Below are 24,705 nucleotides of genomic sequence, written 5' to 3'. Positions count from 1 at the left end.
GCACGGGCGTCACTCTAAAGATCGTCCCGTGTGAGGATCGACAGGTTGAGACCTGTCGATTCCTCCGGGTCGACATAGAAGCGGTCGATGTTGAAGATGAAGCGCTCGCCAGCGACTTCCATTGCCGTCCAGGTGCGCCGCAGCCGCTTGCCGTCGATCAGCACGGAATCGTCGTCGAAGGAGATCGACAGCAAGTCGCTGCCGGGCCTCAATAGATCGCGGCCAAGCGTCTTGATGACGGCCTCGAAGCCCGGCGTCTGGAATTTGCTGATGTCGACGCCGATCGGCGTCTCCCCGCGCAGCGCGAAGCCCCGGTGAACCGATTCCGATGCGTCGACTATGATAAAGTCCGACGACAGCAGCGACGCCGGGTCTTGTGTGCGTACCAGCGCCCGCAGCGTGTCCGGAGCGATCACTGGTTCTGGTGCGACGGGCGGCCCGGCAATCAGTCCCTGCTCATGCAGGGCGGCATGCTCGCGCATCGCGTTGAGGATGCCGGCCCGCCGGTGCAGAGCGGGCATCGCCTCGCCGGCCTCCCAGCGCGCGACGGTGGGTTGACGCACGCCGACCAAGGCCGCGAGCGCCTCCTGCTTCAATCCATAGCGTTGGCGGTATTGTCGAACGAAGACTGACCATGTTGCGCCAGCTTGCTCGCCCTGCAGTTTCTGCATGGCCGATTGACAAGGGCGCTTGGCCCGGGCCTCCGCGGTGAAGGAGAAACGCGACCTTTGGGCCGATTTTAAGGTTAATACCCTAGGATTTCGTTAACGAAGCGTTAGAGGTCTACATACAGACGTATATTGGCGTATAAATTAACCATAGATAGAAAGCAGACGTTTTGTTATAATGCGACATAATTTTCCTTTGTTGTCATCGGAGAGTTATGTCGTGAGTCTGGTCACTATCGAAGTAAAAGACGAGCGGTTCGGCAATCTGAGCGAAGAAGAAGCCGAGGAGCTGGTGCGTCTGATGCTGATTGAAGGCGTGTATAGAATCCCGGACAAGAATGTTGAACTTGTCCGGGTTTTTGTCACTCAGCAGTGAAGTAGTGGCGAGGACGAAGAGAACCTTCTTCATCATGCCACAGAAAGCCAATCGGATCCTTGCGGGGAACATAGCGCAGGATTGGTTGGCCGTCGGGACCGAGGAGGCCGGATGGCTCGAACTCAGGGCCGTCCTCCTCCTCGAAGACCGTGTCCCCGACCAGCAGCGTGCCGTCGTCTTCCCCTACCCAGGCGCTGCGGATTGCCCGGCGCTCACGCTGCATTCCGGCAGCCCTCCCAGGCCTTGACGAACGCTGCGCAGAGCGCGCCGCGCTCGATGTCGCGGGCTTCGTATTCGATGATGCCGCAGTCGATGTCGTCGGAACCCTCAATCACGTCGAGCAGGACGGACAGGCCGCTGTCGCCTGGCAGGTCGTGCTGGCTGACGTCGCCGGCGATGACGATGCGCGAGCCGTCGGCGATGCGGGTGGTGAAGGCCTTGAGCTGGCCGACCGTGCAGTTCTGCGCCTCGTCGAGCATGACGAAGGTGCCGGCCTCGAACTCGTCGCCGCGCAGGTAGGTGAAGGGGCAGACCTCGATCTGGCCGTTCTTGACCATCGCCTTGACGCGCCCGCCGCCAATCAGCGTGTCGAGCTTCTTCAGCATCGGCCGCGCCCAGGGCGAAACCTTGGCGAACAGGTCGCCGGGCAGGAAGCCGTGCTCCTCGCCCTCCAGCGCCACGGCTGGGCGCATCAGCACGAGCTTCGTGATCTCGCCGCGCAGGACGGCCTGGGCGGCGTACACCATCGAGACGTAGGTCTTGCCGGTGCCGGCCGGGCCGAGGGCGAGCGTCAGCGACTTCTCCTTGAGCGAGCGCATGTGGAAGCGCTGCCGGGGATTGGCAGGCTCGAACTTGATCGCGTTGGCGCGCTCGATGTCGTTCACAGACGGAATGGTCGCGGCCACGGCAGGCTCGGCAGCGCCGGAGCGACGCCGGCGGCCTCCCTTCTTCGGCTGCGGGTCGTTCCGGTGCGCCATGAAACCTCCAGGATCAGGGGCGAATGAGGAAGGGCAGGGCGATGCAGAAGCCGGTGAACAGCTCGCCCCATTCGGTGGTCCGGGCGGCGAGGCCCGGCAGGGTCAGCGGCACGCGGTAGCCGAGCCAGTAGGCCGGCCCCATCAGGGCGTTGCCGATGATGACGCGGATGGCGAAGGACGGGTCGAAGGGCGCGATCGCCGCCGTTGCGATCACGCCGCGCAGTAGGCCGATCCAACTCATGCAGGCCGCGTCGAACAGCTCGCGCTGCCAGATCGGCCAGTCGTCGGAGCGCTTGATGAGCGCGCGGATCGGCCATGTGGCGATCTCGTAGGGCTTGCCGTCCAGGCTGGAGCCGGCCTTGCCGCGGCCGAGATCCTGGTGCTCGCCGTGCCCGGTCGCGATCAGCGACAGGAAGGCAAGCACCGGCGTCGCGAGATAGGCTGCCTGCCAAGGGGCATGCGCATAGGCGAACACCATCACCAGGAAGGAGATCGCCCAGCAGGCGCGGGCGGGCTGAGTGCGGCCGAACTGAATGAAGCCTCCGCCCCGCAGCCGGTAGGCGAAGGCCTCGAACAGCGCGATCAGCAGCCGGATGGCCGGCCGCACCGCGATGCGCAGCAGCGCGCCCATCAGCGCTTGCCCGGCATCGGGAAGGGCAGCCGGTCGAGCAGCGAGCCGCCGGCACCCTTCTCATCCGAGCGCCGCCAGACATAGACGCCGACGACCGACAGCCCGACCGCCCACATGAAACCCAGCTCGGCGACCGCCTGGATGATCCGGGCGGCTTCGGCCGGGGTCATGACGATCGCCCAGGTGACGGCCAGCATCTGAATGACCCAGGTGAAGGCCATGGCGTAGCCGAAGGTCGGGCGCATGTTGCGCACATAGCCGTGCTCGCTCCTGACCTCCTCCCGGATCGTCTCGTTGATGCTGTCGATCCGCTTGGTCTCCTCCTGCAGGACGGTCTTCTCGTAGTCGATAAAGGCCTCCTGCAGCTTGGCGACGGCCGCGGGATCGGCACGCAGGGCGGTGAGGATCGCGTCCTGCTCGCTCTGGCCGGTGACGGCCTTGGCGGCGCTGACGACGTCCTTCGCGACCTTCTCCGCGTTGTCGCCGGCGATCTTGCCGACGAGGTCCGGCAGGAACTCGGCAGCAAGGCTGATGGCGAACGGAATCAGCGGCAGCATGCCGGCCTCACGCGATGGCGCTGTCTTGAAGGGACTCTCCATCGGGATCGTCCACCGCCTGCGGCATCGGATCGGCCGCGGCCAGCTTGATCGGGAAGACGTTGTGCCGGAACAGCAGCGCCTCGGCCGCCCGGCGCTTCACCAGGCCCGGCATCCGGGTCGCCTTGCCGTTGACCGTCGCGAAGACCCAGCGCTCGAATTGTCCGGCTGCGCCCTCATAGTCGCCGACGTTGAGCAGCCGCAGCAAGGTCGAGGACTGGAAATTCCCCTGGCCGAGGTTGAAGACGAAGCTCGACAGCGCGCCGCGCTGACCCTTCGTCACCGGCACCTTGACCAGCCGGTCGACGACGGCCGCGGCGTTCTTCAGGTCGATGGCCAGCAGGTCTTCGGCCTGCTCGGCGGTGATCTTCTGCCCCAGCTTCACGCCGGCCGTATGCCCGTAACCGATCGTCGGCACGCCGGCGGGGCAGAGATAGGCCTGGAGGTACAGTCCCTCGAAATGCTTGACCAGGTCGATGGCGGCCTGACAGACGGGTTCGGTCATGGCTCAAACTCCCAGGAACTTCTTCAGCAGAATCGGCGCGATGACAGTCAGGACGAAGCCGCAGACCGCGAAATAGACGCCGAACTTGATGATCTTCTCGTTGCCGGCCGAGACTTTGCTGTTGAGCTGGTCGATCTTCGTCTCGACAGCGCGCTCGTGGGATGCGATTCGCTCTTCGAGCAGTTGATGCTTCGTCTCGACGACGATCAGGCGCTCCTTGTTCTCGCCTTGCTTCTCGATTGCGGCCGTGACGCGCTCTAACCACCGCTCCAGCCCGGCAAAGCGGGCCTCGACGTGCTCCTTGAGAGCCTGGATTTCCTGGCTCATGGTCAACTCCGTCATGATAAGGCTCCGCTTTGCATGTCGCTCTGCCCGCGGCTCATAATGCGAGAAGTATATTCAGCGATGACTGATAAAGCAAATCAGGCCGAAGGCCAGCCGGCCGTCACGTTGATCGCCAGCACGGCCTCGATGTCACCGGCGTCGTCGATCTGCCGGTGAAGCGCACGCTCGCGCGAGAAGCAGGCCTGAACATGCAGCGCAACCGCCCGGCCGATGGCGACCATATCCTCGGGTGCGATCTGCTCCCAGCCGCTCGCCCCCTTGAAGTCGATCGGCTGGGCCGGAACATGGCCGTCGACCATGTCGCGGGCCAGCGAGTAGGCTCCGTTGACGAGGCCCTGGCTCTCGCGGTCGGTACGGATCACAGCGCCCCCGACTGTGATACCGCCGGTTTCAGCGACATAGCGTTGCGACGAGGCGAGATTCTTGTGCTCGGTTTTCACAGTGTCGAGCGACTTCTCGAAGGTCTCGTAGACGGTCTCGACGGCTGTATCCGTCACCTTCCACTGGGTCGTTGGCAGGCAGCGCGCGGTCGCTGCGGCCGAGGTGGGCACATTGTCGATGACCGGCAGCCGCTGCACGCCCGGGCACTTCTCTTCCCAATCCTTGTCGGTCCAGGAGGTCCAGACCGTGACCGAGTGCTGGACACCGTCCGGGCCGACAAACGGCATCGGGCCGGAAAAGACCGACAGAATTTCACCGTCCAGAACAAGAGCAACCGGGAACATTTGTCTGCTCCTTATACGAAGTCGATGACGATCAGGCCGTCTTCAGAGCCGTAGACCGTCGAATCAAACGCGCTCGAATAGCCGCCTCGGCCTGCATTGCCGGTGTAATCGGGGTGATTGGTCTTCGGCGGAGTGGTTCCGGAGCCGGAGAGCGTGCTGGCGTTGCGGGTGAGCGTCGGGTGCGAGTATGCCGACCCGCCGGCACCGGCACCGGCCTGACCCTGCGGATCCTGTGCGCCGCCGCCCCCGCCATAGTAGCCGCCCCCGCCGCCGCCCGTATTGCCCGGGGTCTGGGCAGCGCCGCCGTTGCCGCCGCTGCCCGCGCCGCCGACGTTGCCGCTGTTGTTGATGGAGTAGCCACCGGCACCCGGCCCGGACTGCGTGCCGCCCCTGGCACCGGCGACGCCGTTGGTCTCGCCAACGTCGCCGCCCTGAAGGCCGCCGCCCGGGCCACCGCCGTTGCCGTAACCGTCCGTGACGCCGCCTCCGCCTCCGCCCGGCGCGACCCCGACGAGCACGCCGTTCTTGTAGATCTCGGTTCGGCCGCCTCCGCCGCCTCCGTTACCGCCTCCGATGCCGCCCGCGGTCGAGCCGCTTTCGAGGGTAAGGTTCGCGACGTCGAGCACCATGCTGGCGATGGTGTCGCCGGGGAAGTCGAGCCAGCCGCCCGAGGACGAGATCGTGAAGGTGTGCTTGACCCGGGTCCAGGAGCCGAGCTTGAGCTGGCTGAACAGGTCGATCCAGGAACTGGAGATGTCGTTGATGTCGAAGGTGAGGTTGCCGGTGCCGGAGATCAGCTTCGCATCGAAGGCGAAGGTGTAGGTTCCGGCTGCCAAGCTGAGCGGCGCACGGATGAGCCGGGGAGCGCCGCGGTTGTTCTGGGCGTAGTCGAGCCGGGTGGCGTTCATGATGTTGGCCGGGCCGACGACGCGCGAGCGCACGATGCCGCCGTTGCCGCTCAACGGCTCGGTCCAGACCGAGGTGTCGAGCATGTCGGTCTTGCCGGACAGCAGGTTCGTAATTCGTGGAGCGCCACCTGGGCCGCCGTTGCCCTGGCCGCTGCCCGACATGCCGCCCGCGGTCTGATAGGCGGTGTTGGCATCCTCGCCCTTGCCGCCCACCGCGTATGTGAGGACGTCGCCGGCGGCGACGGGGATTTCGAGATACTGGTAGCCGCCCGACCCGCCTGCGCGATTGCCGTAGCCGTAGCGCGCCCGCCCACCGCCGGCACCCCACATATCGACAATGGCCGTCGAAACGCACTGACCGATCGTCACCGACTGCGTCGTTGTCGAGCGGGAGATGATCTTCGGCATCACGGACGCCGCGGTAGCCCAGAGGTAGGGCCACAGGTCGTTCGTCTCCGACCCGCCGGGCGGCGTGACGGTGACTTCCATGTATTCGCCACCGCCTTCCTCGCCCATGATCGCCCGGAACGGGTAGACGACGCCGGCCGTCAGCGTCGCCGTCCCGGTTGCCTTGCTCGCGCTGTGCGTGCCGCCGTTCTTTACGGTGGCGTTCGAGGTGGTTGGCGCATTGGCGACATCGCCGATCCACAAGAACGAGCCGTCGTCGCTGGTCGTGGAGAAGGTGTGGGTGCCGCTCACCAGCGGGATGAAATAGCCTTCCCAGATGACCGTGAAGTTGTCGCCCCCACCGCCGGCATTCGCTAGGCCGATCGACGGCGTGCCGCTCGACGGCAGGACCACGTAGGTCGCCGTCGGCGTGCGCCCGTTCTGATAGGTCACGTTGTCATAGAAGTAGCCGGAGTAGCGCCGAGCGATAACCCGGTTCTTCAGAACAAGAGGAGCGGCGGCGAGACTGATCGTCGCCCCGAAGCCCATCATGCCCATTACTTGACGTCCTTATGCAGAACCGCCTCAATTGCGCCGCTGTCGCGCACGACATAGTCGAGCCGGTCAATTGCGCCGGGAGTGGTGGACAGCGATGGCGCGGCTCCGCCGTCGAACTTCCAGCCGGCCGCGAAGGACAGGGTGCGCGAGCCGGTGCTGTCCTGAATGATCCAGATGCTGCCGCCCTGGCAGTCGCCGACATTGGCTGGGAAGCTCATCACGCGGTTGCCGGCGAGCGTGACCTTGAAGTAGTTGCCGGCTGCGAAATCCGGGGTGATGGTGGCGGCGTCGGTAAGCGTGACGGCTGCACCGCGGACGGCCTTGTAGAAGATCACCGCGCCGATGGTGATGACTCTCATCACCCAGGCGCTGAGCGCCATCGACCAGACGCCGAAATCCCGGGTGCCGCTGCCTGCCGTGTCGCTTGCGAGTATCCAGCCGCCGATCCCGATGCCGGAGCGGCGCGAGGTGGCGTGCGTGCTTTCGGCGATCTGAACCTGCTGCGGATACTGCGCGGTCTGCCCGCCGCCGAGCTGGAGGATCTGGCCGTCGGACGCAACGAGGCCGGTCGAAGCGATCAGGCCATCTGTGCCGCGCATTACGACAGTGCTGGCCGTAGCTCCCGTGCTGATCGGAGCGTTGCCGGCGTGCCAAATCTCGTGGGCATTGGCACCCATCGACCAGCCGCCGACCTTCAACCTGTTGTCGGTGTCCAAGCCGAGATGAATGGCGTAGGAACCCGGGCGATGGAACGACATGAAGGCGGCACCGGCTGTCGTGCCTGTGCCCTGCGACCAGATTTCCAGGCCACCGGTGTCGCTGGATTGAGCGGCAATGCCGGTCGCGGCGGGCAACGTCGTGCCGCTGCCGGTGATCTTCTGCTTGCCGGTGAAGGAGTTGGCCGCTCCCAGCGGAGCATAGCTGGCTGGGTTGAAATTGCCGGCGTGCCAGACGGTGTTCCCCATCCATTGGAACGTCGTCATGCTGGCGTAGAGGATGTTCGACCAGGTGAACGACGCTCCGGCTGCCTTGCCGTTGCCGTGCGCGCCGCGGAACCAGAACTGCGGGCCGTTGACACCGTCGTTGCTGACGGACATGCCGATGTCCATCGCGTCTTCGCCGGCGACCGAGAAGGTGGGCGCTGTGCCGCCGGCCGTGTTCCAGTACCAGTGCTGACGGCCCATGCCGTCCTGGCTCATGTAGTAGGCCGGGGCCGTGCCGCCGGTACGGCTCAGCGCGCCCTGCATGACAGGATTGGCTGCGTCGAGCTTGGACGAGGGCGTGAAGTTGCCGGCGTGCCAGACATTGTTGTTGTCGATCTGGATGCCGGTCGCGACATTCAGCTTAGCCCCGCCGGTCGGCATCGTGGTCGTACCGATAGCCGTCAGCGAGCCGCCTTCCGAGATGGCGAAGTTCTGCCAAGCGCTCGCGCCGTATGCGCCGAGGCGGCCGTAGCCGTTGGTATCGTTCCAGCCCAGGAAGGCGTACTTGGTCCCGCCGGCGTTCTCGACGTGGATAGCCTCCCACGACGAGTTCTGGATGCGCAGGGTTCCGGTGAGGGTGTTGTTGGCCCCGAGCTGCGCATAGCGCCCGTCGGCCGCGGCCCGGTCGGGAATGTCCGTCGCCGTCGCCACGCCGATCGCGCGCTTGGCCGCAGCGCCGGAGCCGGTCTGTACCAGGACGCCGTTGCTTGCGTCGAGCGCGGAAATCGCGGTCAGCAGCGGATTTAGCGGCTGGCCGTCGGTGATGCCGAAGCCGGACAGCGTGGTGGGCCGGCCGGTAATGCCGGTCCAGGGGACGCTCGCGGCCGATCCGACCGAATACTCCTCCCAGCCGGCCGCGCTGCCGATGCTCGCCTCGTTCTTGAGGTAGAACATCCGGCCCGTATCCGACTCCTTGACCGTGTCGCCGAGCTGGACGGTGGCGGTCGTCAGGGCATAGCGCGCGGCCTGATTGGCAACGACGACGAGGCGCTCCAGCGCGCCGGCCGGCAGGTTCGAGAGGCTGATGGTGCCGGTAATCGCCGAAGCCGGGACCGACGCAACGGTGGTTCCCATGGACACGGACGGGCTTGCGCCGTCGAAGATGATCGACCCCGTCACGCCGCCCGTCAGCGAGAGGGTCATCGCGTTGGCGAAGCGCACGGCCTTCGCCGCAGTGCCGGCCGCGATTGCCGCGTCGGTCTGTGCCTTGCTGTAGGCGCTGGCGACGGTGTGAATCTCGCTGCCGTTGTAGAACGCGACCTTGCCGGCAGCCGGGGCCAGGACGACGTCGCCGTCATCGTCGACCGAGACGAGGCCGCCGGCCTTGCCGATCGAGGAGGCACTGTCGATCCGGCTCTTCAGCTCGGCGACGGCACCCTGGACCGTTGTCGCGGCCATGCCGCTGATCGCGGTGATCGGCGCGGTGGTGGAGTCGAAGCCGAAGCTGACGGACCAGGCGCTCGGGTTGTAGGTGAGCTTCGCGCCGGCACCCTGGACGAGGTTCAGGATCGCGCCCGGGCCGCTCGCAGTGAAGCGAGCCGTCGTGCCGTCGCCGATGATGCCAAAGTTCGTGCCGCCGACGATGTTCGCGGTCTGCTGGGCATAGGCGCGGGCCTGCTCGGACCAGTGGTAGGCCGAGTAGGTGCCGGGCGTAACCTGATAGCCGGCCCCGGCATTGGCGAAGGCCTGCGCCAGATCCCTCGCGCTGACGGCCGAATCCTTCGCCGAGACGGCGAGATCGCGGGCGTTCGTCGCGTCGCTCTTGGCGGAGATCGCGTCGGCAGCCGCGGCGGCTGCGGTCTGGGCGCTGTTGGCGGCGTTGGTCTGGCTATCGGCGGCCTGCGATGCCGCGGCCGTGGCAATGCCAGCCTGGGCGACGGCGGTGTCACGCGCGGCTTCGGATGCGGCCTGGGCAGCGCCGGCCGCGGAGGCGGCAGATGTTGCGGTCGCGGCCGACGTGCCGGCGGCATCGGCCAACTGCGAGGCAGCCCCGGCCTTGTCGGTCGCGGTCTGCGCGCTGGCGCTGGCACTGTTGGCGCTGCTCTGAGCGGACGTGACGGCCGCGGCTAGATCGGAGGCCGACTGCTGGGCGGCGGCAGCACTCGCTGCCGCCTCGGCCGCCTTGTTCGTCGCCGTGGTGGCCTGGGAGGAGGCATCAAGAGCGTAGGCCAGCGCCGACTTCAGCGTCCCCGACACCGGGCCGTCCGTCTTCGTCGCCCAAGCCTTCGCCAGATCGCGCGCCGCCTCGGAATCGGTCTTCGCCGAGACGGCCGTATCCTTCGCACCGACGGCCGTGTCGCGCGCCGCAACACTCACGTTCCGGGCGCTGGTCGCGGTGTCGGCCGACGAGACGGCCGTCTCCTTGGCGGCAAGCGTGGTGTCGCGGGCAGCCTGGATCGAGACCCAGGTCGCGTCCACCGACGTCTTGGCGTCTTCTGCGGCCTGGGCGCTGGCGCTGGCGTCGTTCGCCCGCAGGGTGGCGATGTTCGCCTGCGAGGTGGCTGTCTGCGCCGCCTCGGTGGTGACATTCAGGTTCGTCGCGACGGTTGCCGCTGCTGCCGAGACGGCCTGCCGGTCGGTCTGGACGACGGCGATGGCCGCGGCGGCGTCGGTGGCGGCCTGCCGCGCCGTCGCGACATCGTCCTCAATCGCGGCGATGATCCGGGCTGCGTTATCGGCCGTGCCGTCGTCAAGAAGCTGGAGCAGCAGGGCCGGGCTTTCGACGAGCCGGGTGACACCCTTGCTGTCGGTCAGCGGATAACGGCCGTCGCCGTTGGGGCCGCCGTGCGGATCGCCGCCGATCCAATCGTCGTACTGATCCTCGCGCTGCGCCCACTTCGCGACCATGGTCGCGATCTCGGCGACCAGCTCCGCGTTCGAGATCGTCTCGGAGGCGAAGATGACGGCGTAGCTGCCGGCGCTGACGCTCGCGCCCTCCCAGGGGCGGTCGAGGGTCAAAGAGCCATCACCGCTGACAGAGACGACCTCGTAAAGCGTCTTATAATCAGTGGTGAATGTAGAGCCGTCGCGCACAGCGCCCAGCCAGAGCGTACCGCTGCCGGTGACAGCGGCCGATCCCTGGGTGAGGGTGACGGTGCCCTGCCGATACCAGCCGGCCATCTTCAATTCTCCTCGGTCTGCGTGTCAGGGTAGGGGTAGAGGGCGCGGATCGCCGCGAAATCGGCCTGCATGCGCTCCCATTTCGTCGCGTCGCCGTTCTGCTTGTCCTGCAGCGCCTCAAGCTGCTGGGCGGCCGGCCAGCGCTCCAGGTAGGCCTTCTCGCGCAGCTTCGCGATCTCCTCGCGGGTGCGGGTCGCCGTCACCTTCATGGTGTGATCTCCAGGACGAAGTGGGCGTCGTGATAGGGCCAAGCGCTGACGTGGACGTCATAGACGCCGGGCAGATCGTCGTACTCGAAGCTGCCGTCCTCGACCGTGTAGGTGCTGGTCGCGCCGGTGGTGCGGCAGGCGATAGTGACGGTCGCCGGGATCGGCAGCGCGCCGAGGTGCTCAATCTCGGGCCGGGCGCGCACGACAGGCGCAGGGCCGGAGAGATCGACATAGTCGCTCTTCGGATCGGCCTTTGCCTGTAGCCGCGCGCAGCCCGGCAACTGGAAGAACGCCAGCTCGGCTGGGCCGCATCCGGCGACCTGAACGATCTCGCCGCTGTTCGGCCGATAGAAGACGAGGCTGATCTCGGTGTCGCCGCTCAGGACCGCAAAAGACTGCGCGCTGGTAGGCATCGCAGACGGCACAGTAAATCTCTTGACGGTAACAGTCATTTCCGCAACTCCAGGGCGGCAATTGAAGCGAACATGCTGTTGTAGCCGATAATGTCGAAGCCGCCGTAATTCCCGGTGTCAGCGTTTGCAGTCGTCCAGATGTTCCAGCCAGGCCCGGGCTGCTCCACCCACACTTGGGAGAGTATCTGCCATCTATAGTATTCCTGATTGCTCTCGCCGAACGAGTTGACGTACCTTACGAGCCAACCCCGACAAGCGATCAGCAACACGCGCTTTCCGGTCGTGCTTAGCCCGACCGTCGCGGACTCCTTGCCTGTGGCGGCCGAGATGTTCGAGGTCGCGAAGTCCTCGATCTTCTGGCCGTTGATCGTCAGATCCTGGATCTTTGCCCGGCTGATCGTCGCATCGCGAATCTTGGCAGCGTCGATGGAGGCATCCTGGATGAACGCCGTCGACATCGAGACGCGCGTCTGCCCGTTCACCGTGCCGATGACGAACGGGTAGTCGGCCGAGACTCCCGGCGTGCCGACGATGAAGTTGTCGGCGCGCACGACGAACTCGCTGACCCGGCCGGCGGTGCCACGGTCATAGCTGGCGAGGCCGAAGCCGGAGATATAGCCGTTGTTGTCGATCTTGACGGTGTACTGCGCGGCCAGCCCGTTCGTGGTCGAGGCGATCTGCTGGATCGACGTCGAGAAGCCGCCGACCGTGCTGTTGAGCGTGTCGACGCGCTGGGAAAGGCTGCCGTCGGCGTTTGCGCGGGCGGTGATCTCGGTCTGCAGGGAGGCCGAGACGCTGCCGAGCGAGGCGTTGAGGCTGTCGATGCGCTGGGACAGCGCGCCGTCGGCGTTCGCGCGGGCGGTCTGCTCGCTGGTCAGGCCGGACTTCACCCCGTCGACGCTCGCCCCCAGGCTGTCGACCCGCGTCGTCAGCGCGCCATTGGCATCGGCAACCGCGGTGATGCGGCTGTCGTGGCCGGCCAGGGTCTGACCGAAGCTCGCGACGACGCTGTCGATGCGCTCGGCGTTGGCCTGGGTCGCGCTCGTGGTCGCAGTGAGCTGGCTCTGAAGGCCAGCCAGGTTGTTGCCAAAGGTCGCGACGACGGTGTCGATGCGCTTGGCCGTCGTCTCGTCGGCCGTCGCCAGCGCCGTCAACTCCTCCTTCACGCCGGCGATCTGGCCGTCGAACTGCGCGGTGACGGTCGTGATCTGGCTGGTGAGCGACTGCGTGTCGTCCTGGAGCTGCTGGACGTCGGTCTTGACCTCGGCGACATCGCTTTCGCGCCGGCCGATCTCCTGCTTGATGCGGCCGTAGCTGTCGTTGATCCGCACCAGCCCGCCGGCGACCGCCTCGGCGATCTTCTCGATGCCGGTGATCTTCTGCTGCAGGATCGGCACGAGCTTCGACTGCGAGATGACCTGATCGACCAGATCGTCGTGCGAGAGCTGGGCGGTCGTCGCTCCGGTGCCGATGTTGGAATTGACGTCGCCGGTGTTGCCGGCAAGATCGACGGCGCGGACCCAGTAATAGCGCGTCACCAAGCCGCCCAGGCCCGTGCGCACGAACGCATTGCCCTTGACCGTGTTGATGACGGTCGCGGTCGAGAGGTCGTTCGTCTCCGCCTCCAGCACCTCAATGTAGGACAGGTCGGTGTCGGACGGGTTCACCCAGGTCAGAGCGATCTGGCGCAGCCCGCCGGTGGCGACCAGGCCCTGCGGCTGGCCGGGCGGGGTGCCCTTGCCCTTGACCTGCACGCTGATCTCGGCGGGCTGCGAGCGCCGGTTGTCGTAGGTGACGGCCAGGACGCGGATGGTGTACTGGCCCTCCGCCGCCGGCTCGACGTCGAAGCCGCAGGTGCGCGTGACCTGCCATTCCTGCCACTGGCCACCCGGCGTCAGCACATAGGCGCGATAGCCGGAGATGCGGGCGTCGGCGCTGGTCGACCAGCTCACGGTCAGCCGGGCCTGCGGCAGGCCGTTCACCCAATAGACGCTCTCGACGGCGCTCAGATCGGCCGGCGCTGCGATGCTGTTGACGGCCTGCGTCGCGGTCTGGACGAGCTGCACGCCGTTCTCGACGCGGGCATACTTGGCCGGGTCGTGCAGCAGTGCGGTGATCTCGTAGATGCCGCGCGACTTCTCGACGACGGCGCGCACGCGGAACAGGCGCGGCGCGAGATTGGTCGCGGTCAGGATCCAGACGGCATTCGGCTGCGGCACCGCGCCGGCGAGCGGGCCGGCGTCGATGGCGAGCTGATCGGTGGTGTGGCTGTCCGGTGTCGGCCGGCGCACCGGGCAGTCGACGAGCCGGCCGTCCGGCAGCGTGATCGCCAGGACGTAGCTCTGGCTGGCTTCCAGCGTCACCGTGTCGTCGAGCGTCACGACCTGCTGGGCATCGTCATAGGCGCGCAGACGGCCGCCCATGCGCACGGCGGCCCAGGCCGGATCGGCGACCTTGACGACATCGCCGGGCATCACGTCGAGATGGTCGAACGAGCACTGGTAGGTGACGGTTTCGGTCTCGTTCTGCTCGCTGTCGAGCATCCACAGGCCGAGCCGGCGGGCCTGGCTGCGCCGGGTGCAGCCGTAGGCCGTCGCCTCCGTCTGCCGCCAGCCGTACTGCCGCACCATCTCAGGGTTCTCGACGATCTCGATGGCCGAGCGGTAGCCGTCGTCGGGATCGTTGAAGGTGATGAGCGCCGCGGTGTGGCGGGCCTTCAGGGCGGTGCCGGAATAGGTGAACTTGCCGTCGATGACGTTGGCCGGCGTGACGAGCTTGATCGGATCGTTCGGCATGTCGGCCCGCGCCAGCACGCCGCCGGCCGACCAGAAGACCAGGCCGCGGAAGGTCGAGGCGATCGACTGGATGACCTTGTAGGCCTCGGTGCGGCCGGAGATGACGCCGTTGAAGGTGAAGCGCGGCTCCATGACGTCCGCGCCGGTGCTGTCCAGCTCCCCGCTCTTCACCGGACCGTCGCAATACTGGGCGATCGAGTAGAGCGACCACTTGTCGACGGCCGACTCCGGGATCGACTTGCCGAGGCCGTAGCGGGTGTTCGTCAGCAGGTCGTAAAGCACCCAGGCCGGGTTGTTCGTCCAGGCGACCTTGAAGCTGCCATCCCACTCGCCGGCATAGGTGCGGGCCACCGGATTGTAGTTGGCCGGCACTTTGATCTTCAGGCCCTTGACGTGATAGGCCCGGGCCGGGACGGAGCTGCCAAACTCCTCGGCATTGACCTTGAGCGCGATCAGTGCCGAGTTCGGGTACTCGAACTTGGCGTCGATGATCTCGGTGTAGTAGGCCCAGGAAAAGGCATTCTGGACGGACGTCGCGGTGGCGTCGGGCGTGACGCGGGTGACGCGGATGTCGTAGGGCGCGCTGCCGTAGGCAGCCAGATCGAGGCGATAGCTGCGCTCGTAGGTGCTGGTCGTCTTGCCGGTGACGGTGTCGTCGATGGCCGTCTGCCAGCCCCGGTTCGCCGCCCGCACCTCGATGGTGAAGCGGACGCTGGAGCCGTGCAGGTTGCCGTTCTTGGTGTCCTGCTCGGTGATGGCGTTCCAGCGCAGGGCGACGCGGGCGGCGTTGACGTCGGCGTCGTAGATCGTGCGCGTCACCGGCCCGACCGACGTCTTCACGTCGACGCCGACCGAGACGGTGGTTTCGGCGGCCGGGAAGCCAGGAATGAAGTCCTGGCTCGGCAGGCCGGTACGCTCAACCCACTCGACGCCGTTGAAATTCGTCTTGCCGTCCGGGCCGACCAGCGGCACGCCGTCGAAGTAGATGCTCTTCGCGCCGTCGACGAGGCCGACGATCTCGCCCTCGCCCAGCAGGTCGATCACGCGCGCTTTCGCCTTCGACTGCAGGCTGTTCGGATCTTCAGTCGCCCCGGACGAGCCGCCCGACTTGCCGCCGCCCTTCTCGCCCTCGATCGGCTTGGAGCCGGTGGCCGGCGGGCTGACGGCCGTGGTCGTCTGGGTGGCGATGGCCGAGTTCGACCCGGTCTGGTCGCTGTCCATGCCCGACGAGATGACCGTCGAGCCGACCCAGCAGTCGCCATAGATCAGGGAGACGGAATCGCCCTGCTCGGTGCTGTTGACCGGGCCGGAGAAGAGATAGCTGGCGTTGGTGGCGACGGTGTTGGCCTTGGGCGTCTGCGTCAGCATCTGGCTGACGCCCGACAGCAGCATCGTCGCGCCGAACAGGGCGATCGACCCCCAACTGACCGAATAGCCGGCAACGGCGAACGCTTCCCCGCCGAGCGCCAGGGAGCCGCCGCCCGTGTAGAGAGCGCCGGCCACGGCCACGGCCATGACGACCGCGCCAAGGATCGCCTTGCCGCCGCCACGCTTGGAGCCAGCCGGGGCCGGGATGATATGCAGGTCGGCGTTGCCGAGGCCGAAGTGCAGGGTCTCCGGCGTCAGGTGGAAGCCGGTGCGGGTGTACCGGCCACGGACCAGCCGGTAGGAACCCTTGCGGAACTCCTGCTGGAAATCGGGATGATTGGCGATCAGCGCGCGGATCGCTTCGGCGGCGTCGCGGACCTCGTAGGTGAAGGTCCGGCCGAACTTCTTGCCCAGCGCGCCGTGCAGATGGATCTTAGCCATCGGCGCGGTCCTTGTGGCGCAGGATATGGACGATCTGCCGGTGCCAGAGGCCGAGCGGTTCGCGGCGCGACAGGCGGCGCGGCAGGTGATGCAGCAGCGTGCCAGGCTCGAAGATGACGCCGGCATGATTGGGGACCGGCGACAGCACGGTCATCAGCACGACATCGCCGACACGGGCGTCATCGAGCGGCACGACCGAGAAGCCGGCCTCGCCGAAATGGTCGAGGTAGAGATTCTGCCCCTTCGTCCACCACTCGTCGTCGCGCGGGAACTCGGGCAGCACGATGCCGAGGACGGTGCGGTAGTAGTCGCGCACGAGCGCGTAGCAGTCGGTGACGCCGTGAACGAACTCGCGACCGATCAGCTCCGGCACCGGCACGCCGTCGCCCCAGATCAACGGCTCCGAGCAGCGCTCGCCGTCGGCCGCCAGGATCGCCCAGGGAACGGCGCTGGCGATCTGGCCGCGCATGTCAGCGGCGGAGGGGTGGAGCGGGCCGTCCGGATGGCTGTGGACGATCGCCTCGATCCGGTCGGCGTGTTCGATATAGTCGGCGTCGTCGATGCGGAAGTTGCGCTCGGGATCGGCCGCGCGGTTGGGGAGCGGAAAATAGACGCCGTCCACGACGATGCCGCAGCTCTCGCGCGGGTATTCGGCGAGGGCGTGGGTCTTCATCGCAAGGACGGCGTCGGAGGTGAACATCGGGAGGCACTCCATTCTCCTCCCTATATGTAACCGCTGACTGATAAAGGGTCAAATCGACGAGCCGGTCGATACCCGTGCGCGCGAGACTCCCGGGAAGCCGCCGAACGGCAGCGACGCTTTCGAGCCGAAGCGCAGCTTGCAGTCGCTGAGCCGCCGGCCGCAGACGTCCTTGCTGGCGTCGCCGGTGGGCTGTCCGGTCGCGGTGAAGCAGGCGCTGCCGGAATAGGGGCAGTCGGTGATCGTCCAGCCGCCGCCGTTCCAGGTGCGGTAGATGCGGGTGCAGTTGTCGCGCAGCACCTGCCGGCCGGGCAGCATTGCGCCTTCCTGGTCGATCGAGGCGGACAGCTCGAACTCGACATGGGTCTTGTCGAGCAGGCTCTTGCGCTCGACGCGGTAGATGTCGGGCGGCATATAGGCGAGCGGGTCGGCCCCGGGCTGCCCGTCCAGGCACCAGTCGAAGGTGCGCAGGCGCGTCACCCGGCCGCCGAGCAGGTCGGAGAACTCGTAGATCAGGCTGCTCATCTGCCGGTTGATGTTGGCGATCCGGATGCGGGGCGTTGGCAGCGAGCCGGACGAGGTCCACTCGAAGCCCTCCGTCTCCATCTCGACCGGCGTGTAGACGATGCCGCCGAAGGAGATCGGGTCGGCCGGGCCGGCAGAGGGCGTGAAATGGTAGACCGAGCCGCCGGCATAGTTGGTCAGGTCGAGGGTGAACAGCTCGACATAGGCACCGGGATTCGGCGTCTGGGCGGCTGCGGCGAGTGCTGGGCGGCTTTCCCACCCCGGGATGTTGGTCTGGCTCATGGCTGGATCAGGCGTCGAAGACTTCGATGAAGGTGGCGTTCAGGTTGATGCCGTTGTTGCTGGCGCGCGTGCGCTTGAGCTTCCGGCAAATCCACCGGCGCGGGTAATGGTCGCCCGGCGGTTGCCACCAGAAGCTCTCGGTGCCGCGGCGTGCCCGGATGAAATCCTCGATCACCGACAGCTCCGTCGAGGTCAGCCGCTCCCAGGTCACGGTGAGCTGGTCGCGGATGTTGTTGAGGCCGTCCGCGGCGCGCTGGGTGTAGCCGTCGCCGAAGCCGGCCTCCAGCACCTTGAACTCCGGCTCGATCTCGCTGCCGAGCACGGGCGGGTAGGGCGGAACGAAGGTGGGAACGGTCATTCGTCAGCTCCGCAGGTTGTTCAGCATACCGCCCGGGCGCATCTGTTGGCGCAGCTCGTAGCCCATCATTGCCCGGAGCTGCTCCTTCACCGTCGCGCCGATCCGCTCGGCCAGGGCCTTGTCCTGTTCCTTGTTGCCCGACGAGCCGCCCGAGACGTTGACGGTGACGTTCTGGGTGACGCTCTGGCCGCCCTGGGTCGCGGCGCGGATCAGGCTGTCGGCGTTGTCCATCTGCTCAGGCGTGAAGACCGCCTCGCCCTTGCGCGCGATGATCGGCACCTCGCCCGACACCAGACCGCCGGTGTGGAAGCGCGGCGCATTGGCAAACAGGCCGGCGGGCACGATCCGAGACGGGCCGTCGCCGACCATCGCCCCGGTGTGGTTCACCTTCGCCGTCGTGCCGCCGATGCCGAAGAAGCCCATGATGCCGAGCGCAGCCTGCTGCACCATCCAGCGCGCGAAGAACTGGGCCAGCATCTGCGCCATGTTGCCGATCATCTTCGCGAAGCCCTTGCCGATCGACTCCTGGCCGGTGAGGATGTCGGCAAGCCCGCTCGACCAGGCATCGACGAAGTTCTGGATGTTCTGGGTGCGCGTGAGCTGGAGACGCTGCTCAAGGCTCAGGCTGTAGTCGTAGGTCATCTTCGCGAAGCTCATCTCCTCCTGGGCGGCGTCGGAGTTGAACTGCGCGTCGCGGCCTTCCGGCGACATGGCGGTAGCCGCGGTGAGGCGGGTCTGCGCCGCCCCGGCGTTCAGGTTGGCGACATAGCTCTGCTGGAACAGGCTCTGGTACTTCGGGTCGGCCAGCAGGCGCAGCTTCTCGCGGAGTTGCTCAAGCTGGAGCTGGAGGGCCTGGTTCTCCTTCTGTAGGGCCAGCTCGAAGCGGCTGTCGTCGCGATAGAAGGCGAGCTGTGCTTCGGTCTGCAGGATCGACTTGCGCAGCGTCAGCCGCTCGCCTTCGAGCGCGTTCTGCAGGCGCTGCTCCTGGGTCCAGCGCGGATCGTAGGGGTTCAGGTTCTTATCGTTCGGATCCAGGTTCTGGCGCAGCAGATCGGCCTGCCGCTTGCGCGACTGGGCCATGCCGAGATCGCCGTCCAGGCCGTAGGCGACATAGGCGGCCAGGGAATCGGTGCCGAACTGGCCGGAGAACAGATACTCCTTGCTCTCGCTGGTCAGGGCCTTGATGCGCTGCTGGAGCGCCTTCTTGGCCGCGGCATCGGCCTTGTTGGCGTCGCGCTGGCGATCGTCGGCGATCTTCTTCTCGACGTCCTTGCCGAGCAGGTCGATCTCGCGAACGGTCTCGGAAACGCCGGTCGCAACCGCGCGCTGGCGCAGATCAGCGACGGCCTTGCGCAGGGCGGCGACCGTCTCGGCCTTGTGCTCCGGCGACAGGCCGGCGAGGCTGACGCTCGACAGCGCCTGCGCGCCTTCCAGGATGAACTGGCTTTGGTACTGGCCGCGCTTGGCGAGGCCGTAGCTGGTTTTGCCGCTTTCCTCTTCGTCGAAGACCTTGCCGTACTTCTCGTTGAACTTGTTCAGCTTTTCGACGACGGATTCGGTGATCTTGGCGACGCGGAACGAGCTGTTGCCCTGGAGCGTCTTGACCATCTCCAGCACGCCGGCGTTCATGTTCAGCAGGTTCTGCTGGTCGCTCTGCGACAGGCCGGAGATCGCATCACCGGGCATGAACTCGGTGACGATGGACGGCGAGTTGCGGCGCGACTCGTCGATCATCGCCTTGTTGGCGGCCGTCGCCCGGGCAATGGAGTTGCGGAAGTCGATGAAGGTCTGCTCGAACTCGCCGACCTTCTTTTCCGGCTCATCGAGCGGGTTGTTGCCGAGCATGTCGCCGACGAAGCCGGCGACGCCGCCCTTGCCGTTCAACTGCTTGGTCTGAAGCTCCAGTCCCTCGTTGTAGGCCTGCTTGTAGAGGGCCATGTCCTTCTCGAAGGACGCCCGGGCGTCGGCGTTCTGCTTCAGCAACTCGTCGCGCTTGGCCATCACGTCGGCCAACGTGTAGAGGCCGCCGCGGCGTCCGAAGATGCCGGAGTTGTCCGAGAAGGTTGGGTTTCTTGGGTTGCCGGCGTTCTGCTCGATCCAAGCGTTCAGCGCGTCGATCTTCGGCCGATTGGCGCTCTCGGTCTCGGCCAGGGCGTTGCGCCGGTACTGGACCTGCTTGGCAGCGCGCCTGATGTCAACCTCGGCGGCGTTCTGGCGCAGCCGGTCGATCGCGACATCGAAGGGGTTCTCGCCCTCCTTCAGCCCGAACCAGCCAGTCTTGCTGTCGATCCACTTCAGCCCTTCGCCCAGCGCCGCGACGCCGGTGACGACCTTCAGGATGCCGCGCAGCAGCCCGCCGATGCCGCCGCGGCCGAAGATCAGGTAGCCGATGATGCCCATCTCGATGAGGTCGGCGGGCAGGATGCGCATCAGCGACATCACCGTCTCGCCAATGTTCGATACCAACGAGACAACGCCGGCCAGTACAGCGCTGTTGAACTGGCGCGTCTCGTCGAGCAGGCGGGCCAGCGCCTGGCCGAAATCCATGAAGCCCGAGATCAGCTTTTGGCCGATCTCCTTCGAGCGCTCGCCGCTCAGCGTCGTGACCCGGTCGAACCAGTCGACAAACGCCTCGGTCAGCGCGGCCAGCGTGAGGTTCAACTCGCTGTCGCGCATGATCGAGCCGATGTTCGTCTTCATCACCGTCGCCATTCGCTCCATCTGGCCGGTGACGGTGGTCGTGGTCAGCTCGGCGAACTTGGCGAACTCCGCAGTGCCGGCTGCCCAGGCATTGACGAAGGTGTCGCCCGAGATCTTGCCCTCGGAGATCAGTCGCTGCAGGCTGGCGATCGTGACCCGGCTGTTTGTGCCAATCAGGCCGATCGACTGGGCGGTGAGCTGGCCCCTCTCGATCAGGCGGTTCAGACCGTTCACGACGATCTGCATGGAGTTGGGCAGCGCTTCGCCGAGCTGGCCGCGCAGCTCCTCCATCTGGAGCTTGTCCTTGCCGATGACCTGCCGGATCGCCACGAAGGCGCGGTGCAGCTCTTCTGAGGTGGTGCCCATCAGCGAGCCGGCACCGATCGTCCCCTCGATCGCCTTCTTGACCGTGTCGAGCGCCACGCCGTTGGAGACGGCGACGGGGGCGAGCTGGGCGAAGGTCTTCTGCAGGCTGTCGAACGACGCGCCGGTGCGGATCGCGGTCTCGCGCAGGTATTCGATCTCCTGCTGCGCCGACGTCGTCCCCTTGCCCAGCTTGTTGTAGCTGTCCGCGAAGACTTCCAGCTTGCGCTGGAGGCCCGTCATCTCTTCGCCGGCCTTGATTGTCAGCGCGATGAACTCGCCGATGCCGACGGCCGAAAACGCGACGGCGAGATTGCCGAGCGCGTTGGAGGTGTTGTGCGTCAGGCGCTGGAATGTCGTGACAGCGCCGGTGGCCTGGGCCATGCCGACGATGAAGCTCCGATTGTCCAGATCGAGCCGCGCGAACAGCGTACCGACGTTGAACGACATTCCCTTGCCTCTTTAGCCGAAATGCTTGCGCAGGCGCTCGCGCGCCTCGTCCGTGAGACCTCCCGTGACCTCGAAGACCAGGGGCGTACCGATCCGGCCTTGCAGGCGGGCGTAGAGTTGCTTCGCCCCGCCGCCCATCGCGGCCATATGCACCGGCATCCACTCGGCCAGCTCTTCCGCACGCAGCCGGTCGATTTCCTCGAAGAGCTTCCAGAACATCCGCACCGGCATCTGGAGGAGCCGGAGCGGGTCGATGGCGTAAAAGCGGCTGACGCGGGCAAAGCAGTAGCCGAAGTCGAGCTGGATCAGCTCGCGCTGCGGCCCTTGCGCTTGCCCGCCTTGGCTTCCCCCGGTGCGCCGGCCTCCGCAGCCGCGCCCTTGATCTTGTCCGAGATGTCCGAGCCGCGGATGAAAGCGAGCAGGATCAGGAGCTGACCGACGTCGAGCTTCATGATGTCGGCGACCGGGGTGTCTTCGAGATATTCGGAGATCACCTCGACCAGAATCTTGGCCTGATCGCGCGGCGTCTCGGCCGAGGCCAGCTTCTTCTCGATGTCGTCGGCTTCGATGAACTGCTCGACCGTCATGTTCTTCAACGTCCGCTCGACGCCATTGATGATGACGGAGCGGGTGACGCGGAACTCGTCGAGGTTCAGAACGGTGGGCTGGGACATGGGCTTCCTGGGGATGCAGGCGGGGATTCTCGTCTCCCCGCCTTAGTTAAATTCACCGATGATTGATATTATCAGGGCGCAGTGGGCTTGCCAAACGCAGCAATCTTGTTGTTCGCGCTGGTGTCCGGGTAGCACTTGAAGGTGACTTCGTACACGCGCTCGCTGCCGGTCTCGTACTTGAAGGTGAAGTTCGGCAGGGGCGCGGCCTTGAAGGCGGTGAAGTCGTCCTTGGTGTAGCTGGCGTCGACGCCGGTCGGGTGCAGCTTCAGCTCGGCCGCCAGATCGAGCAGGTCGATGTTGACGCCGGAGCGGATCTCGACGCCGACCTCCGAGCCGGACGTGCCGATGCCGACGGCCTGCGGCATGACGGACTTCAGCTTGGTCAGGTTCGTCTCCAGCATCGGCACCTTCACCTCGACGGTGGTGCCGGTGATGACGTCCTTGACCGGGGTGTCGCCGAGCTGGTCGGCCTTCACCTCGTAGTTGGAGGTCTTGATCGACACCTCGACGCCGCCCTTGGTCGAGCCGAGGTCGATGCCGTCGAAGGTGACGTCGCAGACGCCGAGCGAGATGTCTTCGGTGTTCACGGTCATGATGGTCTCCGATTACGCCGCGCGCCAGTTAGCGGCATAGTTGATGACGAAGGTGTAGAGGCCGCTGTCCTCGCGGCCGAGGAACAGAGGCTCGTGGCGCGGATTGCACTCGTAGACGTGATAGGGTCCGACGGCAGCCGCGCGCAGCGTCAGGACGTCTGCGATGCCGCTCGCCCGCGCCTCGGCGGCCTGAATGTCCGGGTCGCGGGTGAACACCTGGAAGCTCAGCCGGCGCAGGCCGGGCGCGTAGTCGCGCCGCTCGCCGCCCTGCTGGACGAAGATCGAGGCGCTCTGGGCGTCGCTCGGGGCGAGGCCGATGAAGAGCGACGTTCCTTCGACGCCCAGGGCACCGCCGGATGCACTGTCGACGTATTTCAGCAGTTCGTATAGCAGCATCGTCAGCGGCCCCTCGTGGCGCTGCGGATCGCGTCTGCGTAGTCGCCGGCGAGGCGCTTCATCGCGCTGCGATAGACAGCGTTGAAGGCGCGCTCCAGGAACTTGACACCGATGCCCTTGCCGTAATGGGCCGGGCCGTCGCTGTAGGCCTGCGACAGTTCGCCCAGCTCGTAGAGGCCGCCGATCACCTTCGGGTGGCCCTCGTGCATGGCGATCGCATAGTTGTAGCCGCCCTTGCCGTAGACCGGCCCGACGACGATGTCGGCAACCCGGCCGCTCGGCTGCATCTCGACGCGGATGCTCTCACGCAGCTCGCCGCTCTTGATGGGGGCGCGGGCGACAGCGCCGTCGCGCACCTCCTCGGCCAGCGCCCGCAGCGCTTCCGGGGTCTTCTTCTGCACCGCCTTGGTGATGTCGGACAGATGACGCACGAAGGCGGTGCCGTCGAAATGGACCTTGCCGCTCGGCATCAGCGCCCTCCCTCGCCGCGCTTGATGTAGGCCTGGACCTGCTGGGCGTGCGCCTCGCCGCGGTGATCGTGGACGGGCAGGGCGGAGGTGATCGTGTATTCCTCGCCGGCGTAGGTCAGCAGCTCGCCGACGGCGATGTCGGCGGCGGCGACATCGAGCACGACGCCGCGCTGCTCGGCCCGCATCTGGCCGTCGATCATCTGCGCGTTCAGCTCGCTCGACAGCCGGGCGGCATAGCGGCGCACCGGCCCGTATTCCTTCGGCCGGCCGAACGCATCGCGCCCGGTCGCCCGGCGGACCTCGATGGTCAGCGGGAACCAGGGCGTGCGGCGCAGCGGAAAGGGATACCGGCTGGACATCCTCACCTCGAATGGCTTGCTCGCGTCATTCTATAAGGTTCGATTCGCTGACGCAAATTCACTATCAGTCATCAATGAGAGAAGAATATTATTATATATATTATATCTCTCTTCTCATTGAAGAATGACGGCCGGCCATCAGAGGAATCGCCGCATGCTGGGCATCAGGTTGAGGTGCCGGGCGATCACCTCGATCGCTTCGACACAGACCGGCCCGCGGTAACCGGCGAAGAAGGTTTCGGTGTTGCGGCCGGCGACGGCGCGGGTGCCGAGAACGCCCTCGCGGGCCATGTCGCGGACCTGGGTGCCGCCCAGGATGTAGAGGGTCTGGATGGCCTGGCACTTCCTGACCGACCAGACGAACTCCGGATCCTCCAGGGGGCATTCGCCCATCGCCGGCTCGCCGAACAGCTCGACCCATTCATTGTCCATCGACTGCGAGCGACCGAAGCGCCGGCTGAAGGGCAGGCGGACGACATCCTCGTAGGCGGCAACCATCGCGCGGACCTGCTCGTCCTCGCTACGCTCGTCCCAGAGCTGCCGGTCGACACGGAACTTCACCAGGTCGACCATCTCCTCGTAGGTGACGAAGCTGTTGGCGGTCTGCCGGTTGGCCGCGTCGTTCGAGACGCGCAGCACGATGTCAGAACGGGTCACGGGCATGCGGTGCATCTCCTCTTGCGAAAATCGCCCCGTGGAGCGCTTTGCCGGCCTGTCTGCGTCGCGTGTCGCAGAGAACCGGAAGAGCGCGCTCCACGGGGCGAAAACAGGCCCTGGCGGCTGTCTTCAGACGCGAGTCAGCTCAGCAGCGCCTTCGCTTCGTCGAGCGT

General features: G+C 66.3%; 25 protein-coding genes. 1 reads left to right on the top strand and 24 read right to left on the bottom strand.

Going from position 1 to position 24,705, the window contains the following annotated elements:
• Positions 1–14: 14 nt before the first annotated feature.
• Positions 15–671 carry a helix-turn-helix transcriptional regulator gene (locus FZ029_RS20595; RefSeq protein WP_149271512.1) on the bottom strand — a complete coding sequence of 219 codons (657 nt, stop codon included), beginning with the start codon at positions 669–671 and terminating at the stop codon, positions 15–17.
• Positions 672–888: 217 nt separating this feature from the next.
• Here FZ029_RS20595 and FZ029_RS33070 point away from each other — a divergent pair, with 217 nt between their 5' ends.
• Positions 889–1,044 carry a hypothetical protein gene (locus FZ029_RS33070; protein WP_188051995.1) on the top strand — a complete coding sequence of 52 codons (156 nt, stop codon included), beginning with the start codon at positions 889–891 and terminating at the stop codon, positions 1,042–1,044.
• Here FZ029_RS33070 and FZ029_RS20590 read toward each other — a convergent pair.
• The 23 genes from FZ029_RS20590 to FZ029_RS20480 all read right to left on the bottom strand — a co-directional run bounded on the left by FZ029_RS20590 (position 1,031) and on the right by FZ029_RS20480 (position 24,538).
• A complete protein-coding gene (locus FZ029_RS20590; protein WP_149271510.1) occupies positions 1,031–1,267 on the bottom strand; it encodes a hypothetical protein in 237 nt (78 codons plus the stop codon). The two genes, FZ029_RS33070 and FZ029_RS20590, sit on opposite strands and share 14 nt — an antisense overlap.
• A complete protein-coding gene (locus FZ029_RS20585) occupies positions 1,257–2,021 on the bottom strand; it encodes a PhoH family protein (RefSeq protein WP_149271508.1) in 765 nt (254 codons plus the stop codon). The genes FZ029_RS20590 and FZ029_RS20585 overlap by 11 nt, the downstream gene beginning before the upstream one ends.
• Before the next feature lie 13 nt (positions 2,022–2,034).
• Positions 2,035–2,652, bottom strand: coding sequence for a hypothetical protein (locus FZ029_RS20580; protein WP_149271506.1), 618 nt, complete (start codon positions 2,650–2,652; stop codon positions 2,035–2,037).
• Positions 2,652–3,209 (bottom strand): 3TM-type holin, encoded by a 558-nt coding sequence (locus FZ029_RS20575; RefSeq protein ID WP_188051994.1) that lies wholly within the window; start codon positions 3,207–3,209, stop codon positions 2,652–2,654. Before FZ029_RS20575 ends, FZ029_RS20580 begins: the two co-directional genes overlap by 1 nt.
• 7 nt (positions 3,210–3,216) lie before the next feature.
• Positions 3,217–3,753 (bottom strand): lysozyme, encoded by a 537-nt coding sequence (locus FZ029_RS20570; protein ID WP_149271502.1) that lies wholly within the window; start codon positions 3,751–3,753, stop codon positions 3,217–3,219.
• 3 nt (positions 3,754–3,756) lie between these two features.
• Complete coding sequence (locus FZ029_RS20565) at positions 3,757–4,095, bottom strand: hypothetical protein (RefSeq protein WP_211104182.1); 339 nt, start codon at positions 4,093–4,095, stop codon at positions 3,757–3,759.
• Between the two features lie 80 nt (positions 4,096–4,175).
• Positions 4,176–4,823, bottom strand: a complete 648-nt coding sequence (locus tag FZ029_RS20560; RefSeq protein WP_149271498.1) for a DUF4376 domain-containing protein — start codon at positions 4,821–4,823, stop codon at positions 4,176–4,178.
• An 11-nt stretch (positions 4,824–4,834) separates the two neighbouring features.
• Positions 4,835–6,676 (bottom strand): PA14 domain-containing protein, encoded by a 1,842-nt coding sequence (locus FZ029_RS33065; RefSeq protein WP_188051993.1) that lies wholly within the window; start codon positions 6,674–6,676, stop codon positions 4,835–4,837.
• The gene (locus FZ029_RS20550; RefSeq protein ID WP_149271496.1) at positions 6,676–10,779 is read right to left on the bottom strand and encodes a hypothetical protein; all 4,104 of its coding nucleotides are present in this window, start codon (positions 10,777–10,779) and stop codon (positions 6,676–6,678) included. The genes FZ029_RS33065 and FZ029_RS20550 overlap by 1 nt, the downstream gene beginning before the upstream one ends.
• Positions 10,780–10,781: 2 nt before the next feature.
• A complete protein-coding gene (locus FZ029_RS20545; RefSeq protein ID WP_149271494.1) occupies positions 10,782–10,988 on the bottom strand; it encodes a hypothetical protein in 207 nt (68 codons plus the stop codon).
• On the bottom strand, positions 10,985–11,440 hold the full coding sequence (locus tag FZ029_RS20540; RefSeq protein ID WP_149271492.1) for a hypothetical protein: 456 nt from the start codon (positions 11,438–11,440) through the stop codon (positions 10,985–10,987). Before FZ029_RS20540 ends, FZ029_RS20545 begins: the two co-directional genes overlap by 4 nt.
• Positions 11,437–16,005 carry a phage tail protein gene (locus FZ029_RS20535; RefSeq protein ID WP_247892418.1) on the bottom strand — a complete coding sequence of 1,523 codons (4,569 nt, stop codon included), beginning with the start codon at positions 16,003–16,005 and terminating at the stop codon, positions 11,437–11,439. The genes FZ029_RS20540 and FZ029_RS20535 overlap by 4 nt, the downstream gene beginning before the upstream one ends.
• Positions 15,998–16,705 (bottom strand): C40 family peptidase, encoded by a 708-nt coding sequence (locus FZ029_RS20530; protein ID WP_247892417.1) that lies wholly within the window; start codon positions 16,703–16,705, stop codon positions 15,998–16,000. The genes FZ029_RS20535 and FZ029_RS20530 overlap by 8 nt, the downstream gene beginning before the upstream one ends.
• A gap of 51 nt (positions 16,706–16,756) precedes the next feature.
• Positions 16,757–17,512 carry a phage minor tail protein L gene (locus tag FZ029_RS20525; RefSeq protein WP_149271489.1) on the bottom strand — a complete coding sequence of 252 codons (756 nt, stop codon included), beginning with the start codon at positions 17,510–17,512 and terminating at the stop codon, positions 16,757–16,759.
• A 7-nt stretch (positions 17,513–17,519) separates the two neighbouring features.
• Positions 17,520–17,870 (bottom strand): phage tail protein, encoded by a 351-nt coding sequence (locus FZ029_RS20520; RefSeq protein ID WP_149271487.1) that lies wholly within the window; start codon positions 17,868–17,870, stop codon positions 17,520–17,522.
• 3 nt (positions 17,871–17,873) lie between these two features.
• The gene (locus FZ029_RS20515) at positions 17,874–21,383 is read right to left on the bottom strand and encodes a tape measure protein (protein ID WP_149271485.1); all 3,510 of its coding nucleotides are present in this window, start codon (positions 21,381–21,383) and stop codon (positions 17,874–17,876) included.
• Positions 21,384–21,395: 12 nt separating this feature from the next.
• Positions 21,396–21,602 (bottom strand): hypothetical protein, encoded by a 207-nt coding sequence (locus FZ029_RS20510; protein ID WP_149271734.1) that lies wholly within the window; start codon positions 21,600–21,602, stop codon positions 21,396–21,398.
• Between the two features lie 86 nt (positions 21,603–21,688).
• Positions 21,689–22,057 carry a hypothetical protein gene (locus FZ029_RS20505; RefSeq protein ID WP_149271483.1) on the bottom strand — a complete coding sequence of 123 codons (369 nt, stop codon included), beginning with the start codon at positions 22,055–22,057 and terminating at the stop codon, positions 21,689–21,691.
• A gap of 71 nt (positions 22,058–22,128) precedes the next feature.
• Complete coding sequence (locus tag FZ029_RS20500) at positions 22,129–22,650, bottom strand: hypothetical protein (RefSeq protein WP_149271481.1); 522 nt, start codon at positions 22,648–22,650, stop codon at positions 22,129–22,131.
• A gap of 12 nt (positions 22,651–22,662) precedes the next feature.
• On the bottom strand, positions 22,663–23,046 hold the full coding sequence (locus FZ029_RS20495) for a minor capsid protein (RefSeq protein ID WP_149271479.1): 384 nt from the start codon (positions 23,044–23,046) through the stop codon (positions 22,663–22,665).
• A gap of 2 nt (positions 23,047–23,048) precedes the next feature.
• Entirely contained in the window at positions 23,049–23,516 is a 468-nt protein-coding gene (locus tag FZ029_RS20490; protein WP_149271477.1) for an HK97 gp10 family phage protein, read from the bottom strand.
• Complete coding sequence (locus FZ029_RS20485; protein ID WP_149271475.1) at positions 23,516–23,875, bottom strand: hypothetical protein; 360 nt, start codon at positions 23,873–23,875, stop codon at positions 23,516–23,518. Before FZ029_RS20485 ends, FZ029_RS20490 begins: the two co-directional genes overlap by 1 nt.
• Positions 23,876–24,013: 138 nt before the next feature.
• Positions 24,014–24,538 carry a hypothetical protein gene (locus FZ029_RS20480; RefSeq protein WP_149271473.1) on the bottom strand — a complete coding sequence of 175 codons (525 nt, stop codon included), beginning with the start codon at positions 24,536–24,538 and terminating at the stop codon, positions 24,014–24,016.
• Positions 24,539–24,705 lie beyond the last annotated feature (167 nt).

Source organism: Azospirillum sp. Sh1, from assembly GCF_008365135.1.
In the GTDB taxonomy this organism is placed as follows: Bacteria; Pseudomonadota; Alphaproteobacteria; order Azospirillales; family Azospirillaceae; genus Azospirillum; species Azospirillum oryzae.
Note: the sequence above shows the minus strand (reverse complement) of the source record. Positions and strands in the feature narration are given on the sequence as shown.

What these genes read in the sequence shown, in the direction of transcription:
- FZ029_RS20590 (WP_149271510.1), bottom strand. Translation starts at nt 1,267, where the DNA reads ATGCAGCGTGAGCGCCGGGCAATCCGCAGCGCCTGGGTAGGGGAAGAC.
- FZ029_RS20515 (WP_149271485.1), bottom strand. Translation starts at nt 21,383, where the DNA reads ATGTCGTTCAACGTCGGTACGCTGTTCGCGCGGCTCGATCTGGACAAT.
- FZ029_RS20585 (WP_149271508.1), bottom strand. Translation starts at nt 2,021, where the DNA reads ATGGCGCACCGGAACGACCCGCAGCCGAAGAAGGGAGGCCGCCGGCGT.
- FZ029_RS20510 (WP_149271734.1), bottom strand. Translation starts at nt 21,602, where the DNA reads ATGTTCTGGAAGCTCTTCGAGGAAATCGACCGGCTGCGTGCGGAAGAG.
- FZ029_RS20530 (WP_247892417.1), bottom strand. Translation starts at nt 16,705, where the DNA reads ATGTTCACCTCCGACGCCGTCCTTGCGATGAAGACCCACGCCCTCGCC.
- FZ029_RS20570 (WP_149271502.1), bottom strand. Translation starts at nt 3,753, where the DNA reads ATGACCGAACCCGTCTGTCAGGCCGCCATCGACCTGGTCAAGCATTTC.
- FZ029_RS20565 (WP_211104182.1), bottom strand. Translation starts at nt 4,095, where the DNA reads ATGACGGAGTTGACCATGAGCCAGGAAATCCAGGCTCTCAAGGAGCAC.
- FZ029_RS33065 (WP_188051993.1), bottom strand. Translation starts at nt 6,676, where the DNA reads ATGGGCATGATGGGCTTCGGGGCGACGATCAGTCTCGCCGCCGCTCCT.
- FZ029_RS20545 (WP_149271494.1), bottom strand. Translation starts at nt 10,988, where the DNA reads ATGAAGGTGACGGCGACCCGCACCCGCGAGGAGATCGCGAAGCTGCGC.
- FZ029_RS20560 (WP_149271498.1), bottom strand. Translation starts at nt 4,823, where the DNA reads ATGTTCCCGGTTGCTCTTGTTCTGGACGGTGAAATTCTGTCGGTCTTT.
- FZ029_RS20550 (WP_149271496.1), bottom strand. Translation starts at nt 10,779, where the DNA reads ATGGCCGGCTGGTATCGGCAGGGCACCGTCACCCTCACCCAGGGATCG.
- FZ029_RS20540 (WP_149271492.1), bottom strand. Translation starts at nt 11,440, where the DNA reads ATGACTGTTACCGTCAAGAGATTTACTGTGCCGTCTGCGATGCCTACC.
- FZ029_RS20580 (WP_149271506.1), bottom strand. Translation starts at nt 2,652, where the DNA reads ATGGGCGCGCTGCTGCGCATCGCGGTGCGGCCGGCCATCCGGCTGCTG.
- FZ029_RS20595 (WP_149271512.1), bottom strand. Translation starts at nt 671, where the DNA reads ATGCAGAAACTGCAGGGCGAGCAAGCTGGCGCAACATGGTCAGTCTTC.
- FZ029_RS20535 (WP_247892418.1), bottom strand. Translation starts at nt 16,005, where the DNA reads ATGGCTAAGATCCATCTGCACGGCGCGCTGGGCAAGAAGTTCGGCCGG.
- FZ029_RS20575 (WP_188051994.1), bottom strand. Translation starts at nt 3,209, where the DNA reads ATGCTGCCGCTGATTCCGTTCGCCATCAGCCTTGCTGCCGAGTTCCTG.
- FZ029_RS20520 (WP_149271487.1), bottom strand. Translation starts at nt 17,870, where the DNA reads ATGACCGTTCCCACCTTCGTTCCGCCCTACCCGCCCGTGCTCGGCAGC.
- FZ029_RS20495 (WP_149271479.1), bottom strand. Translation starts at nt 23,046, where the DNA reads ATGCTGCTATACGAACTGCTGAAATACGTCGACAGTGCATCCGGCGGT.
- FZ029_RS20500 (WP_149271481.1), bottom strand. Translation starts at nt 22,650, where the DNA reads ATGACCGTGAACACCGAAGACATCTCGCTCGGCGTCTGCGACGTCACC.
- FZ029_RS20485 (WP_149271475.1), bottom strand. Translation starts at nt 23,875, where the DNA reads ATGTCCAGCCGGTATCCCTTTCCGCTGCGCCGCACGCCCTGGTTCCCG.
- FZ029_RS20505 (WP_149271483.1), bottom strand. Translation starts at nt 22,057, where the DNA reads ATGTCCCAGCCCACCGTTCTGAACCTCGACGAGTTCCGCGTCACCCGC.
- FZ029_RS20490 (WP_149271477.1), bottom strand. Translation starts at nt 23,516, where the DNA reads ATGCCGAGCGGCAAGGTCCATTTCGACGGCACCGCCTTCGTGCGTCAT.
- FZ029_RS20480 (WP_149271473.1), bottom strand. Translation starts at nt 24,538, where the DNA reads ATGCCCGTGACCCGTTCTGACATCGTGCTGCGCGTCTCGAACGACGCG.
- FZ029_RS20525 (WP_149271489.1), bottom strand. Translation starts at nt 17,512, where the DNA reads ATGAGCCAGACCAACATCCCGGGGTGGGAAAGCCGCCCAGCACTCGCC.